14 protein-coding genes are annotated in these 12,262 nt (G+C 66.7%); 7 read left to right on the top strand and 7 right to left on the bottom strand.

The window, feature by feature from the left end; genetic code table 11:
• Positions 1–377: 377 nt before the first annotated feature.
• Positions 378–824: a helix-turn-helix transcriptional regulator gene (locus tag EQ874_RS21455; RefSeq protein WP_029547308.1), complete on the top strand. Its 447-nt coding sequence runs from the start codon at positions 378–380 to the stop codon at positions 822–824.
• Between the two features lie 216 nt (positions 825–1,040).
• Here the strand turns inward: EQ874_RS21455 and EQ874_RS21450 are convergent, their stop codons facing one another.
• A complete protein-coding gene (locus EQ874_RS21450) occupies positions 1,041–2,096 on the bottom strand; it encodes a GAF domain-containing protein (RefSeq protein ID WP_129978105.1) in 1,056 nt (351 codons plus the stop codon).
• Positions 2,097–2,168: 72 nt separating this feature from the next.
• The gene (locus EQ874_RS21445) at positions 2,169–3,581 is read right to left on the bottom strand and encodes a cytochrome P450 (RefSeq protein WP_129978104.1); all 1,413 of its coding nucleotides are present in this window, start codon (positions 3,579–3,581) and stop codon (positions 2,169–2,171) included.
• 219 nt (positions 3,582–3,800) lie between these two features.
• Here EQ874_RS21445 and EQ874_RS21440 point away from each other — a divergent pair, with 219 nt between their 5' ends.
• The 5 genes from EQ874_RS21440 (at position 3,801) to EQ874_RS23005 (ending at position 6,532) form a co-directional block, all read left to right on the top strand.
• Entirely contained in the window at positions 3,801–3,953 is a 153-nt protein-coding gene (locus EQ874_RS21440; RefSeq protein ID WP_165369311.1) for a toxin-antitoxin system HicB family antitoxin, read from the top strand.
• A gap of 370 nt (positions 3,954–4,323) precedes the next feature.
• Positions 4,324–5,289, top strand: a complete 966-nt coding sequence (locus EQ874_RS21435; RefSeq protein WP_242496875.1) for a replication protein — start codon at positions 4,324–4,326, stop codon at positions 5,287–5,289.
• A gap of 63 nt (positions 5,290–5,352) precedes the next feature.
• Entirely contained in the window at positions 5,353–5,625 is a 273-nt protein-coding gene (locus EQ874_RS21430; protein WP_129978103.1) for a hypothetical protein, read from the top strand.
• Positions 5,622–5,879, top strand: coding sequence for a hypothetical protein (locus EQ874_RS21425; protein WP_102799410.1), 258 nt, complete (start codon positions 5,622–5,624; stop codon positions 5,877–5,879). The genes EQ874_RS21430 and EQ874_RS21425 overlap by 4 nt, the downstream gene beginning before the upstream one ends.
• A gap of 380 nt (positions 5,880–6,259) precedes the next feature.
• Entirely contained in the window at positions 6,260–6,532 is a 273-nt protein-coding gene (locus tag EQ874_RS23005) for a hypothetical protein (RefSeq protein WP_165369310.1), read from the top strand.
• A 302-nt stretch (positions 6,533–6,834) separates the two neighbouring features.
• On the opposite strand, the gene EQ874_RS21415 is transcribed toward EQ874_RS23005, so the two are convergent.
• The 4 genes from EQ874_RS21415 to EQ874_RS21400 form a co-directional block, all read right to left on the bottom strand.
• Positions 6,835–7,452, bottom strand: coding sequence for a recombinase family protein (locus tag EQ874_RS21415; RefSeq protein WP_006553200.1), 618 nt, complete (start codon positions 7,450–7,452; stop codon positions 6,835–6,837).
• A 128-nt stretch (positions 7,453–7,580) separates the two neighbouring features.
• A complete protein-coding gene (locus EQ874_RS21410; RefSeq protein WP_129978101.1) occupies positions 7,581–8,117 on the bottom strand; it encodes a PaaI family thioesterase in 537 nt (178 codons plus the stop codon).
• A 22-nt stretch (positions 8,118–8,139) separates the two neighbouring features.
• A complete protein-coding gene (locus tag EQ874_RS21405) occupies positions 8,140–8,589 on the bottom strand; it encodes a universal stress protein (protein WP_129978100.1) in 450 nt (149 codons plus the stop codon).
• Between the two features lie 12 nt (positions 8,590–8,601).
• Positions 8,602–10,173, bottom strand: coding sequence for an MFS transporter (locus tag EQ874_RS21400; protein WP_039583601.1), 1,572 nt, complete (start codon positions 10,171–10,173; stop codon positions 8,602–8,604).
• A gap of 128 nt (positions 10,174–10,301) precedes the next feature.
• Between EQ874_RS21400 and EQ874_RS21395 the strand changes: the two genes are divergently transcribed.
• The gene (locus EQ874_RS21395) at positions 10,302–10,970 is read left to right on the top strand and encodes a TetR/AcrR family transcriptional regulator (RefSeq protein ID WP_006554624.1); all 669 of its coding nucleotides are present in this window, start codon (positions 10,302–10,304) and stop codon (positions 10,968–10,970) included.
• A gap of 23 nt (positions 10,971–10,993) precedes the next feature.
• Here the strand turns inward: EQ874_RS21395 and EQ874_RS21390 are convergent.
• On the bottom strand, positions 10,994–12,262 hold a 1,269-nt coding region (locus EQ874_RS21390), incomplete at its 5' end, for a Tn3 family transposase (RefSeq protein WP_165369309.1).

Raw genomic sequence — 12,262 nt, 5'->3', positions numbered from 1 at the left:
TGGCGCGCACAGTCGAGTAACGCCAGAACAGCAGCGCCCGACAAGGAAGTGGGCTCTCGTCCGCAGTGACCTGGTGCCCGAGCTTGCGTAGTCAGCCCGGACGGGTTGGTACGTAGGTGGTTCAACCCCGGATACGTGACACCGACGCCAATCACTGACACGTGTCCGGGGTTTTCCCTTTGCTGGTGGCCTCACCGTGGCTCGCGCTGGTTGCCGGGCCAGACGCTTCCCTCGGCTCAGCCGATCGTTACCTCCTTCGCCACAAAACCCTTCATTGAAACTCTATTCCGGAACATTACAGCAAATTCTATTCCAGTGGAAGATGACGCAAGCCATTCCTGTAGGGCAGTGTTATGGCTCGTGGAAAGGTTTCGGGCATGACGAGACGGCCTCTTCGGGGATTCGACCGGGAGAGGCTGATCGATCTGCGGACGGAGAAGGGTTACACCCGTGGTGACCTGGCGAGGTTCGCCGAAGTGAGCGTGGCGGCCGTGCGTGCCTGGGAATCCGGGCAGGCGACCCCGCAGGTGGACCGTCTGGCCCGTGTCGCTGCCGCCCTCGACGTTCCGATGTCCGAGCTGGTGCGGATATCCCCGCACGACCGGTATCTGGGCGATCTGCGCGTCCAGGCCGGCCTGACCCAGCCCCAGCTGGCGCTGCAAGCAGGCATTTCCACGGCCTCGCTCAGCAGCCTCGAGCTGGGGGAAACCTCTCTGCGAGAGCCGGTAGCCGAACGGCTGGCCCGAGCCCTGGGGGTGGATACGGCCGAGGTCCGCGCCGCCTACGAACGGGCTCGAACCCGACCGCCGGGCGCACCCGTCTGACGCGCGCGACACGCTGTGTGTCGACGCACGACAAGTACGGATAACCACGTCTGAGCTCCCCCCGCGGAGATAGCAGCCCGCCTCACGCGGACATGCGGAAGCGGCCGAAACCGGCTGTGCTACATCCGGGGCCGAGTGGACAGGCCCCGGGAAATCCCCACGGGCGGGGACGCGGAAGACAAACTACCAGATCACAGCTGATAGTCCGGGACCAACCTACCCGCCTCGCACCCCCCGATCGGATCCCTGCAAATCCTCTGTGGCCGCATCGGATTCATCCGGAATCGTTGAAACCTGAACGAGCACGAGACGGTCGCTGAGAGGGCCGGGATACGGGCTGATCGACAATTTCGCTGCCCGCCAGCCTGATTCCGAACGCAGACGAGCATCGACGCACCGAGGTGCGGTATCCCCCGAACGGAACGTTGCCAGTGCATCGGCCAGCACATGCCGGTCGTCGGGATGCACGATCTCGTTTCCGCCCTTGACGTTTCGCCAGGACACCCACGGTGGAGCATCCGGCAGCCACATCGTCAGAACGGCGAGGTCGGCGACGAAGACGCCGGTGTAGACCCCCGCTGACCGCAGCATCTCCTGCATTCCCAGCTCGCTCAACGTCGGCAACTCCGGTGACGTCGTATCGGAGACGTCGTGCCACAGCAGCCGCAATCCCACGTTGCCCGGATCAGTGCGACCCTTGCCCCAGCAGTACCAGCGCATCACCCGACCGTCGGCGTGCAGCACCGACATGGGGGCCTCCCATCGGCGACCGTGCACCGGATCGATGCCCAACTCGAACAACGACGCCGAATCGTCGAACTTCACTGCCTTAGCGATGTACTCCGCAGGAGTTCGCTCCGGCACGTGATCCGCGGGCAGCACCCCGGACATCATCGATGCTTCGACCGTCTGGCCGATCACCATCCGCTCGAGACTCCACGCAATCCCAGCGGCGATCCGAGGCGGGGCAGGAACCCGGCAGGGCTCACCCACCCACACCTGGACGCCGTGCGCCTCCGCGCTCGGGCCGAGAACGGGCAGCGCCTCGATGTGGAACGCCTTCTGCGCCCCCTTACGCGAGCGCAGATCGAGCGTCACCGGCCGTCGAGTGCGGATCACCTCGTCGATGATCGGCGTGACCGGAAGGTCCGGGGCCGGCTGAACATGCCGGGTCACCGACGCCCAATCCTTGACTACGCCGCCGCAGCTGACAACGGACATCTCGCCGTCGACCAACGTTTCGACCAGATGCCACTCGTTGAGAATCACCATTAACTTATAACCTCCCCCGAACCGTGGGCACAGTATGGCTGCCCAGGGGGAACTTACCTGTCGGCCGCCTCGTCACCGACGCGAGAGCTTGACCTTCAACCCCCGCGGCTTGAGAGTGATCGCCTCGTGCACGTCGAGTTCGTAGCCCGGTTCCGGAGCGAAGTCGTACCGCCGGATCAGCGATGCGAGCGTGAGCACCGCTTCGTGCAACGCGAACTGCCGACCGATACACGCCCGGATGCCGGTCCCCCACGGTTTGAAGATGTGCGCCGGACGCTTCCGTACGGCCTCGGGCGCGAACCGATCCGGGTCGAACCGCTCGGGATCGTCGCCCCACAGGGGGTCGCGGTGCAGCTGCGGCAGCAGCACGAACACCCACGAACCCTTCGGCAGCGTCCGTCCGCCGAGGGTGGTCTCACCACGCACCTTGCGGAAATAACCCGGGGCGGCCGGCCACAACCGCAGCGTCTCGTCCACCACCCGCCGCACATACCGCAGCTTGGCGACCTGCTCGTACCCGATCCGACCGTCGGCACCGACGACCTCGGCGATCTCCGCCCGCGCCTTCGCCACCACCTCGGGATGTCGGCTCAGGAAATGGACCGCGAACCCCAGGGTAGCCGCGGTGGTCTCGTTGCCCGCGACCAGGAAGGTCAGCACCTGGTTACGGATCGATTCACGGTCGAGCTGCTCGCCGGTGTCGGGATCGACGGTGTGCATCATCAAGTCCAGCAGATCGCCGTGCTGCTCACCGGAGCGCATCCGCTCCTCGACGATGCGATCGACCGTCTGCTGCATCAGCGCGATGTCGCGTTCGTGCTGCTCACGGGCATTGCGGCCGAACAGAGCACGCAGGATCGGGATGTCGTTCGACGAGCGGTTGATGTACTCGAGTGCCCTGCTCATCGCCGCGATGAACGGATCAGGTTCGGTGCGGCCGAACGAGTCGAAGTCGTAGCTGAAACCGCAACGTCCGATGACGTCGAAGGTCAGCGACGTCATGCTCTTCGGCACGTCCACATACTCGCCGTCGGTCGCGGCGGTGTCCCAGCTGTCGACCAGCCGGTCGACGACCGTGAGCATCGAGTCGTGATAGCCGCGCATCGCGGCCTGGCTGAAGCCCGGGCCGAGAATGTTGTGGGCTTTGCTCCAGTTCGGTTCGGAGTTGAACGCGGTGAACAGCCCGTCGCCGGCGATGACACGAAGCTTGCGCAGCGGCTTGCCGAGGAACTTCGCCCACTTCTCCTCATCGTTGACCTCGCGCACCAGATCGGCGCCGGAGACCACGATCAGCCGGTGCTGGAGGATCTTGCGCTCGAAGATCCCACCGAGTTCCTGCGCCATCTGCATCTCACGCTGAACCGGTTTGGCCACATCGATGCTGAGCAGATCACCCAACAGAGGCAGTCTCCATCGAGGTTGCGGGATCGGCTGGGAATCGGTGGTGGTCGCAGGGCTGCTCGTCGAAAGCTGCGGTGACGCCATTCGTGAGAGTGTGCCCCACCGCCCGTGAGACACACACCGCCGCCTCCCACCCGCTCCGAGGCTCCGACTGTCGTCCCACTAGTCGACACGCGCCACGCCGATGTACGGGGGTAACTGACATCCGCCCTCTCAGCCGCTAATCTGAGTCAGATTCAACGGCCGATCTTGAAGAACGGGGGTTTACGCATGGCACAGCCGCATAAAGGCGACCGCGCTGCGATGACTCTACGTATCCCAGCTGAGCTGCACGAACAGCTCCGCAACGATGCCAAGGACGCCAAGGTCGCGCTGTCCCAGTACGTCGCCGACCTGCTCGCCCTGCAAGCCGGTCGACCGGACCTTGCCCGCGAGATCAAGGCGGTGACCGTGTAAACGCCACCAGAGAGGGCCGCTAGCCGCCAACTAGCCCGCCCTCAGATGCAGAAAACCCCCCGCCTGCCAAGCGAGGGGTCTTCCAAACCGAATATGTGACCGAGCCAGTCGCCAAACTTCTCGGGCACTCGAACTTTCTCACCAGAAAGTCTTCGTTATGCATATTAGCGAGCGCAGCTCGTTTGGTTCAACTTCCGTCTTAAATCACACTTCCGCGTGTCGCCCTCAACGGAGCGCACACACCGCCCGCGACAACCGTCGAGGCCCTGGCCGCGCTGCTCCCAAGACCCGCCGTGGTCGACGTCGCGGTAGCTATAACCTGCGCGTTTCCGATGGCGCCTACTCCCCCATCCCCGTCTGGGACTCCCGCATGGGCTGGATGCGCCAGATCATCACCTTCGCCCGCAGCGAGACCGGCATCAAGGTCTGCCACGAGCACCGCATCGCCCCGGACAAGTTCATTGCCGCCGCCAACGCTCACGCCGCTTACGCCGACGAAGCTACCGGCCGCAGCCTCACCGCCGCCCGCGACACTCTCGCCGAGTACGCCGGCATCAGCACCGACGTGCTCGACCGTGCCCGTCAGATCCTTCGCCGCATCGGAGCCGCCGTCGAGCTCGTCCGCGGCCGCTACCTCACCATCGCCGAACGCATCGAAGCCAGCCTCACCCACGGCGGAAAGCAACTCCGCGCAGCTTCCGTGTGGGCTCTGAGCAGCAAGTTCACCGGAGATGCTTCCGTTTATCCACAGTTTCCGAATCATGCGGATCTACCGGAGAACCCCTTGGGTTCTACAGGTATCTCTCGTTCTCAAGTAGTCACCAACGCGCGCGCTCCGCGCCGCGCCAGGGCCTTGACGAAGACCGCCCACAGCCCGCGACCCCTGCACGCTCAGATCGCCGCTGCGCGCCTGGCTGACAGGCTGGCATCTGCCATGCCCGACTACCGAGGCGTCGACCGCCACGGCCACTACGTACCCGATACCGATCACCAGCACATCGGAAGCATCACCGACGCACTGCTCGACGCGGAGATCGACACCACCCGCTGGACCGGCGACGCCATCGCCGACCAGATCACCGAGTTCCGCCGCGACCGCACCCTGCCGCATCTAGCGTCCCCGGCGGCCTTCCTGCGCTGGCAGCTCCGCGCCCTCGCCGACGTATGGGCCGGACCCACCCCCACCGAACGCCGCGCTCAGATCCAGGCCGAACGCGCCGCAGCCCGTGAAATCGAACTCGCCGAACGCGCCGCGAACCCTCCCGCCAGCGAAGCCACCCGCGCCGCTGCACGCGCCGAGATCCGTCGCGTCCTCGCAAACCGCCGTGCTCGATAACAAGCACCATCCGAGCATCAAGGCCGCTGCTTTGCGGCAGTTGCCAAAGTTACGATGAGAACCATGACCGGGAAGAAGCGCATGGCCTTCGACATCAGCGAAGCCGACGCCGACCGGATTCGCGCCGCCTACGTCGGCACCCGCGCCATCCTGCCCCCGGCCACCCTCAGCGAGTTCATCACCGACCTGCTGGTCGAGGCCACCGAACGTCTCGAAGCCGAACACAACGACGGCCGGCCCTGGCGCACCCCCAGCCGCAGTGAACTCAAATCCCTCTCCCAGACCGGCGTCGGACGCAACGCCTCCGGCCGCCCAGGAGAACAGGACCAGCAATGACCGAGGCGTCACGCACACCGCGCCCCAAACTCGGGTTCCACACCGACCAGGCCGAACGCATCCGCGCTGCCTACCTCGGCACCCGCGCAGTCCTCCCGCCGAGCACCTTCAGCGAATTCCTCGAGACCGCCGTCCTCGAGACAATCGAACGACTCGAAGCCGAACACAACAACGGCCACAGCTGGGACGCCCCGGCCACCGGGGAAGTCAAGTCCACCGCCCAGACCGGCGTCGGCCGCTGGAATCGCACCTGACCGGTTCTCAGTCGCACATCCTCATGCGTTGAGGACACGATGAGAACCACCCCTTCTCACTCCCCAGTGGGATTCTCACGCCTCATATAACCCATTATTACTATGGAATCCCTGCCATGAGGCAGCAGTACAGAGCACCCTCGAGCACCAATGCGAGTGTGCGCGAGAATCCGCGACGATAACGCTCCCACCAGCACAAACAACGCCCATCCGGTAGCCAGCCGAATGACAGTTGCCGTCGTCGTTCTCGTCGTAGCGGTCGCCGTTCTCACCGTCGAGCCGATGGCGGGGCGCACCACGACGCACCAAGATCAGTCGGTGCCGCGTGACACAGTGCCGACCACCGACTGACCGAGCCTGAGACAAGGACCGCCACCGACGTGAACGAACCCCACCTCTACGCCCAAACCACCTACCTCGGCTTCGACGGCCCACCCGAACCCGTCCGCAACCTCGCCGGAGGTCTCACGGGTCTGTGGTGGCTACTGATCATCGCGGCGCTCATCTGCTTCGGAGCATGCGAGTACATGCGGAGAAAAAGCGTGAGCAGGAGGGAACGGCAAGAGAAGAACAGGCTCGGAGCGGCCTTCTTCCTTTACTGCGGCCTCATGGGATTCGTCGTCGGCGTCTTCGGCCTGATCGCCGCGAACTGACCCTTCCTGAACTACCCGTATTGGCAGCTGTCGCGGGTCGATCCACTGGGACGGGGCGGGGTAGCCGTAGCATTTGCCGAAAATCGGGCGGATATGGCGTAGTGCCCGGTCGGTGATCCGCTCGGCCTGTTGGGTCGAAACGATCGTCTGTCTCGCCACCGGCTCCTGGCGGGCGCGGCGTATCCGCCCAGCTCGCCGACGATCCGATTCGGGCCAGAACTCGTGTGGGACGTAAGGGCCCGCAACCCAAGGTTGTCAGGAAGTGCAAAGTAGCGGGATCCTGACGACAGGCTGGTGAATTCTCAGGCTCGTGGTGCAGCACTGCTGACGATGCGGTGGATGGTGGAGCGGCCGACGCTGTATTCCTCGGCCAGGTCCGCCAGGCTCGCGTCGTCGGCGGGGTCGTGGTAGCGGCGGTGGATTGTTTTCCGTGCCGTGAGAGGAAGTTTCGGCTGCTTGCCCTTGAGCCTGCCTTTCGCGCGGGCCTTGGCCATGCCCTCGCGGGTGCGTAGGTGGTTGAGGTTGGCCTCGAATTCGGCGACCATGGCCAAGGTTTGCAGGAAGAGCTTGCCGAACGGGTCGTTCCAGTCGTAGATCGAGCTCCCGAGTCCGAACAGCACCTCGCGCTCGCGCAGTTCGGTCAGGGTCTGGCCTGCTTCGGCCATGTTGCGTGCGAATCGGTCGAACTTCGGCGTGGTCAGCACTACCTGTCGCCCGTCGATGGCCGCCGCGGCGGAGGTGACGGCGGCGAGTGCGTTGTCGAGCCCGGCCCGGTTCTTGCGGGTGGTCCCGGAGAACCCTTTGTCGATGAAGATCCGCTCACGCGGCACTCCGAGCGCCAATAGCTGCTCGGTTTGGATCTCGACGTCTTGTTCGTCGGTGGAGCAGCGGCAGTATCCGACGCGGAACGGCTCACCCATGCCGAAAGTGTTCCAGATAGCGGGGGTTGACCGGCACAGTCAGCGGAACACCTCTACGGAACACCGGTGAGCTGGGCCGACGTTGGCTCTGCGTGGTGTTCCGGTGGCCGATCCGGTTACGGAACAGGTCAGGGGGTGTTATCGGTGTGTGGGGGTGTGTTGTGGGTGAGGAAGTGGTTGACGTCGACGGTGAGGAACAGGGCGGTGGCGGTGGTGATCACGTGGGCGTGGTCGTTTTCGATGGTGGCTTGCAGGTGGAGTTTGCGGCCGTCGCGGGCGTGGATGTGGGCGCGGAGGGTGTAAGGGGTGTCGAGCAGGATCGGGGCGAGGTAGTCGATGGCAAGGTGGCGGGTGACCGCGGGTTCCCCGACGGTGTAGAGCAAGAGTCCGAACAGTTCGTCGAGGACGGTGGCGACCGCGCCGCCGTGGGCGATCGCGGGGGCGCCGACGTGGCGAGAGTCGAAGCGGTGGTGGGCGTGGACGCCGTGTGCGTCGCGGCGGGCGCGTAGCTGGTGGCCGTGGGGGTTGGCCGGTCCGCAGCCGAGGCAGTGGTCGTGGTGGGGTGGCAGGTCGGCGGAGTCGGGTGCGAGCACAGGGAAGGCGGGAATCCAGTCCGGGACCTGTCGGGGCTCGGGTGTATAGGTGCTGGGTGTGTTCTCGGTCATGGGCGCTTTCTGTGGGGTGTGTCTACCGTGCGGTGGTGAAGAGGATGTCGCAGTGGGCTTTGCGGGCGAGCTCGATCGGTGGGGCAGTCAGCAGCCGGGCCAGCAGCGGTGGCCGGTGGGGATCGGCGGTGACAATGAGGTCGGCGCCGGTGGCGGCGGCCAGGTGCAGCAGCGCGTGCGGGGCGGGTTCGGACAGGATGTGGGTTTCGATGTCGGTGGCGCCGTGGGCGAGGGCGTGCTGGTGGGCGGTCCGCAGGATGGCCTCGGTGGGAGTGGTGCCGCGTAGCTGGTAGGCGTCGGGTCCGAGCCGGTCGAGGTCCGCCCCGAGCTCACGTGCGTCGATGTGGTGGCGGGCGCAGATGATCAGGAGCCGGGCGTGGGTGGCGTGGGCGAGTTCGGCGGCGTGGTCGACCACACGGTAGGAGCGGTCGGATCCGTCGGTGTCGACGATGATCGTGCGATAGGCCGTCATGACGGGCGTCTTTCACGAGAAGGGAGCGTGTTTTGCGGGGGAAATGGTCGAGATGTATCGGCGGCGTGGTGCGCGGCCGGGGGCCAGTACTGCCAGCACGATCGCCCCGACGGTGGTGAGGGCGGCCAGGGCGAGCGCGGCCTGGCCGCTGCCGTGCACGAACGCGGCCTTGGCGAACTCGGCCAGCGGTGCGGCCACCGGTCCGGCCTGGTCGGCGACCTGCAGCGCCGCGGCCAGGGAATCGGCGACCGGGCCGCGGGCGGGCTCGGGCAACTGGGGCAGGGCGGGCTGGATGCGGTGGGTGTAGCCGGCGGCCAGCACGCTGCCGGCCACGGCGATCCCGATCGCGGCGCCGATCTCGCGGGCGGCGTCGTTGACCGCGGCGGCGACCCCGTGTTTGGCCTCGGGGGTGTCGGCGACGATGGCATAGGTCGCCGGCGCGGTGCACAATCCCAGGCCCGCGCTCATGATCAGCAGCGGCCACAGCAGGTCGAGGTAGTGCGCGGCGAGTGTCAGCCGGCTCACCAGCACCAGCCCGGCGGCGATGGTGAGCAGGCCGGCCACGGTCATCACCCGTAACCCGACCAGGCTCGACAGCCACGGCGCGATCACCGAGATCACGACCAGCGGCACCACCATCGGCGCCAACGCCAGCGCCGAGGCCAGCGGCCCGTAACCGAAGACCAGCTGCAGGTACTGCACAAGCAGCAGGAATACCCCGAAGGTGACCAGGAACTGGATGGTCACCGACAGCGACCCGGCACCGAAACCACGGCGGGCGAACAACCGCACATCCAGCAGCGGCGCCGCCGAGCGCAGCTCGACGACCACGAAGGCCGCCGTCGCGGCCACGCCGACCCCGGCGGCGGCGGCGACGAGCGGGTCGGCCCAGCCGCGCGCGGGGAACTCGATCACGGCGAACACGATCGCCGCGACAGCGACCGCCACCGCCACCGCGCCCACCCAGTCCACCTGCGGATGCTCGCGCTGGCGGGACTCGGCGATGGTGCACGCCAACCCCGCCAGCACCGCCCCGGCCACGGTCAACCCTACGAACACCGATAGCCACGACCATCGTTCGAGCAGCACCCCGGCACCGAGAATCCCCAGTATCGCCCCGGATCCGGCGACCCCGGCCCATATCCCCACCGCCCGGCCGCGATGAGCGGGGGCGAACCCTGCAGTGAGGATCGACAGCGTCGAGGGCATCACCAGCGCGGCGCCTGCCCCGGCCAGCGCGCGCGTCGCGATCAACCAGGCCGGGTCGGACAGCAGCAGCGGCAGCGCCGAGGCGGCGGCGAACACCACCAACCCCACCACCAGCACCACGCGGCGCCCGTAACGGTCACCGACGGCGCCGGCGGGCAGCACCAGACACGCCAGCACCAGCGTGTAGCCGTCGACGATCCAGGTCAGCTGGGCTTGGGTGGCCCCGGTCGCAAGCGCGATCTGCGGCAACGCCGAATACAACGCCGCCATCGCCGCGACCACCAGCGCCACCGCCAGGCACGACACCGCCAGCATCCACCACTGGGCCCTGGTCCAGCGGGCGATCTCGACGGTGTCCGTTCCGGGTGTGGCCACCGGCACCTCCCCGACTTTGAAGACCAACGGTATCTGTACGAGACCATTCGTATCATAGTGGTTGGGGGTGGGATAGAGTTCACCCATATCAAGAGTTCAACGACACGAATTCGGAGGAAGGCGCGTCCATGACCGACCCAGGCCCGGCGGCGACCGACCCGCTCGCCGCGGACGACGAGCAGGCCGATCCGCGACTGGCGCGCTCACGCAACCGGTTGCTCGACGCGGCCACCCATCTGCTGTCCACCGGCGGTGTCGAGGCGGTCACCGTCGAGGCGGTCACCCGCGTGTCGAAGGTCGCCCGCGCCACCCTCTACCGGCACTTCGGCAGCACCACCCAGCTGCTCGCGGCGACTTTCGAACGACTACTTCCCCAGGTCGACACACCGACCGGCACCGGGCCCGTGCGTGAGCGGCTCCTGGCGCTGCTCGCCAGCCAGGCCGACCTCATCGAACAGGCTCCGGTGCAGATGACCACCCTGGCCTGGCTGGCGATGGGTTCCATCGGCGAGGACCACCCCGACCCGGCCGCGGTCACCTCGCTGCGCGCGCGCGTCATCGAGCAGTACCGCCACCCGTTCGACCAGATCCTCACCAGTCCCGAGGCCCGCGCGATGCTCGGCGAGCTCGACACCACCTTCGCCATCATCGAACTCCTCGGCCCGATCGTGTTCGCCCGTCTCACCGGATTACGCAGCATCGACCACGACGACTGCACCCGGCTCGTCGACAACTTCCTCACCGCCCACCGAACACCCACGCCAGCAGACACCGCTATCGACATCGCCACGCCGTAACCACGGGCCCCGGTTCCGCGCGGTCAGAACAAGGTGTCGCGCACCCGCAGCGGCCGGTACCCGGTCGGGCCCAGCTGGGCCAGCTCGGCGTCGATGTCGACCTCGATCGCGCCGAAGAAGTTGATGTTGGCACTGTGGGCCGGGCTGATGTGGGCCAGGACCTCGTCATCGATACGCTGCCCGGTCCGGCGCATCTGCTCGACAGCGAACCCGTAATACTCTGTGGTCCAGGCGATCACAGCGTTGGTCGTCAAGGTCAGGCACCAGGCCTGCTCGGTCTGGTCCTCGAGGTGGCGCGCCCGGATCATCCCCTCATGGGCATAGAGCAGGTCGCGGCGCAGCGCGTGCAGCGACTCGCCCTTGTTGAGCTGCCGCGAGATCTTGCGCCGGTAGTCCGGATCGGAGAGGTATCTCGCGGCGTAAATGGTGCGCCGCAGCGCCCCGTACTCCTTGAGCGCCGCGGCCAGGGTGTTCTGCCGCCCCGACGCCGACAGCTTGCCGACCAACAGCGACGCGGTGGCGTGCCCGAACTTCAGCGATCCGGCCAACCGCAGCAGATCGTCCCAGTGCTCGGCGATCAAACCCAGGTTGGCCTTGCGGGTCATCAGCGGGCCCGCGTGCGGGAACCGGGCCTCGGCCTCGGCGCGCGGGCCCGGCCGGTACAGGGTGATCCGCCCCAGATCCCGGATCCGTGGCGAGAGCTGCATCCCGAGCAGGTCGAACAACCCGAAGTTGACCAGGGTGACCCCGTGGGTGTCGGTGGCGTGCTCGGTGATCGGCAGATCGGTGGCGTTGCCCAGGATCTCATCGAGCACGTAGTGGGCTTCGCGTTTGGTCGCCACGATGACCTTGGTGCCGTAGGTGGCGTGGGTGTCGCTGACATGGGTGTAGGTCGACAGGCCCTCGCTGGCGAAATAGCGGCTCAACGGCCGCGCCGTGGTCGACTTACCGCGCGTCGGGAAACGCTGCCCGTCGCTCGACGACAGTGTTCCGGCGCCGAACACCGCGGTCAGCGGCAGCCGCTGGTGGTAGCCGACCAGTACCAGGTTGGCCGCGCGCAGGGTCTCCTCGCGCACATACCACTCGTCGGTCCAGGCCAGGATGTCGTAGGTGATTCCGCACGCCTCGGCCATCCGGGTCAACCCCAGGTTCGTCGAGTGCGCCAGCAGTACCGCGATCAGGTTGCGTTTGAGCTCCGGCGTCCGGGTGGCCTGACCGCCGGCGTGGGTGAAGCAGTCCAGGTAGCCGGTGCGTTTGTCCAGCTCGATCAGCAGCGACACGATCGGCGCGAA

This window comes from Rhodococcus sp. Q1, assembly GCF_004153645.1.
GTDB classification, from domain to species: Bacteria; Actinomycetota; Actinomycetes; order Mycobacteriales; family Mycobacteriaceae; genus Rhodococcus; species Rhodococcus gordoniae.
Note: the sequence above shows the minus strand (reverse complement) of the source record. Positions and strands in the feature narration are given on the sequence as shown.

Bases quoted from the DNA above. Each gene is read 5' to 3' on its own strand.
- EQ874_RS21455 (WP_029547308.1), top strand. From the start codon at position 378: ATGACGAGACGGCCTCTTCGGGGATTCGACCGGGAGAGGCTGATCGAT.
- EQ874_RS21450 (WP_129978105.1), bottom strand. From the start codon at position 2,096: ATGGTGATTCTCAACGAGTGGCATCTGGTCGAAACGTTGGTCGACGGC.
- EQ874_RS21445 (WP_129978104.1), bottom strand. From the start codon at position 3,581: ATGGCGTCACCGCAGCTTTCGACGAGCAGCCCTGCGACCACCACCGAT.
- EQ874_RS21440 (WP_165369311.1), top strand. From the start codon at position 3,801: ATGACTCTACGTATCCCAGCTGAGCTGCACGAACAGCTCCGCAACGAT.
- EQ874_RS21435 (WP_242496875.1), top strand. From the start codon at position 4,324: ATGGGCTGGATGCGCCAGATCATCACCTTCGCCCGCAGCGAGACCGGC.
- EQ874_RS21430 (WP_129978103.1), top strand. From the start codon at position 5,353: ATGACCGGGAAGAAGCGCATGGCCTTCGACATCAGCGAAGCCGACGCC.
- EQ874_RS21425 (WP_102799410.1), top strand. From the start codon at position 5,622: ATGACCGAGGCGTCACGCACACCGCGCCCCAAACTCGGGTTCCACACC.
- EQ874_RS21415 (WP_006553200.1), bottom strand. From the start codon at position 7,452: ATGGGTGAGCCGTTCCGCGTCGGATACTGCCGCTGCTCCACCGACGAA.
- EQ874_RS21410 (WP_129978101.1), bottom strand. From the start codon at position 8,117: ATGACCGAGAACACACCCAGCACCTATACACCCGAGCCCCGACAGGTC.
- EQ874_RS21405 (WP_129978100.1), bottom strand. From the start codon at position 8,589: ATGACGGCCTATCGCACGATCATCGTCGACACCGACGGATCCGACCGC.
- EQ874_RS21395 (WP_006554624.1), top strand. From the start codon at position 10,302: ATGACCGACCCAGGCCCGGCGGCGACCGACCCGCTCGCCGCGGACGAC.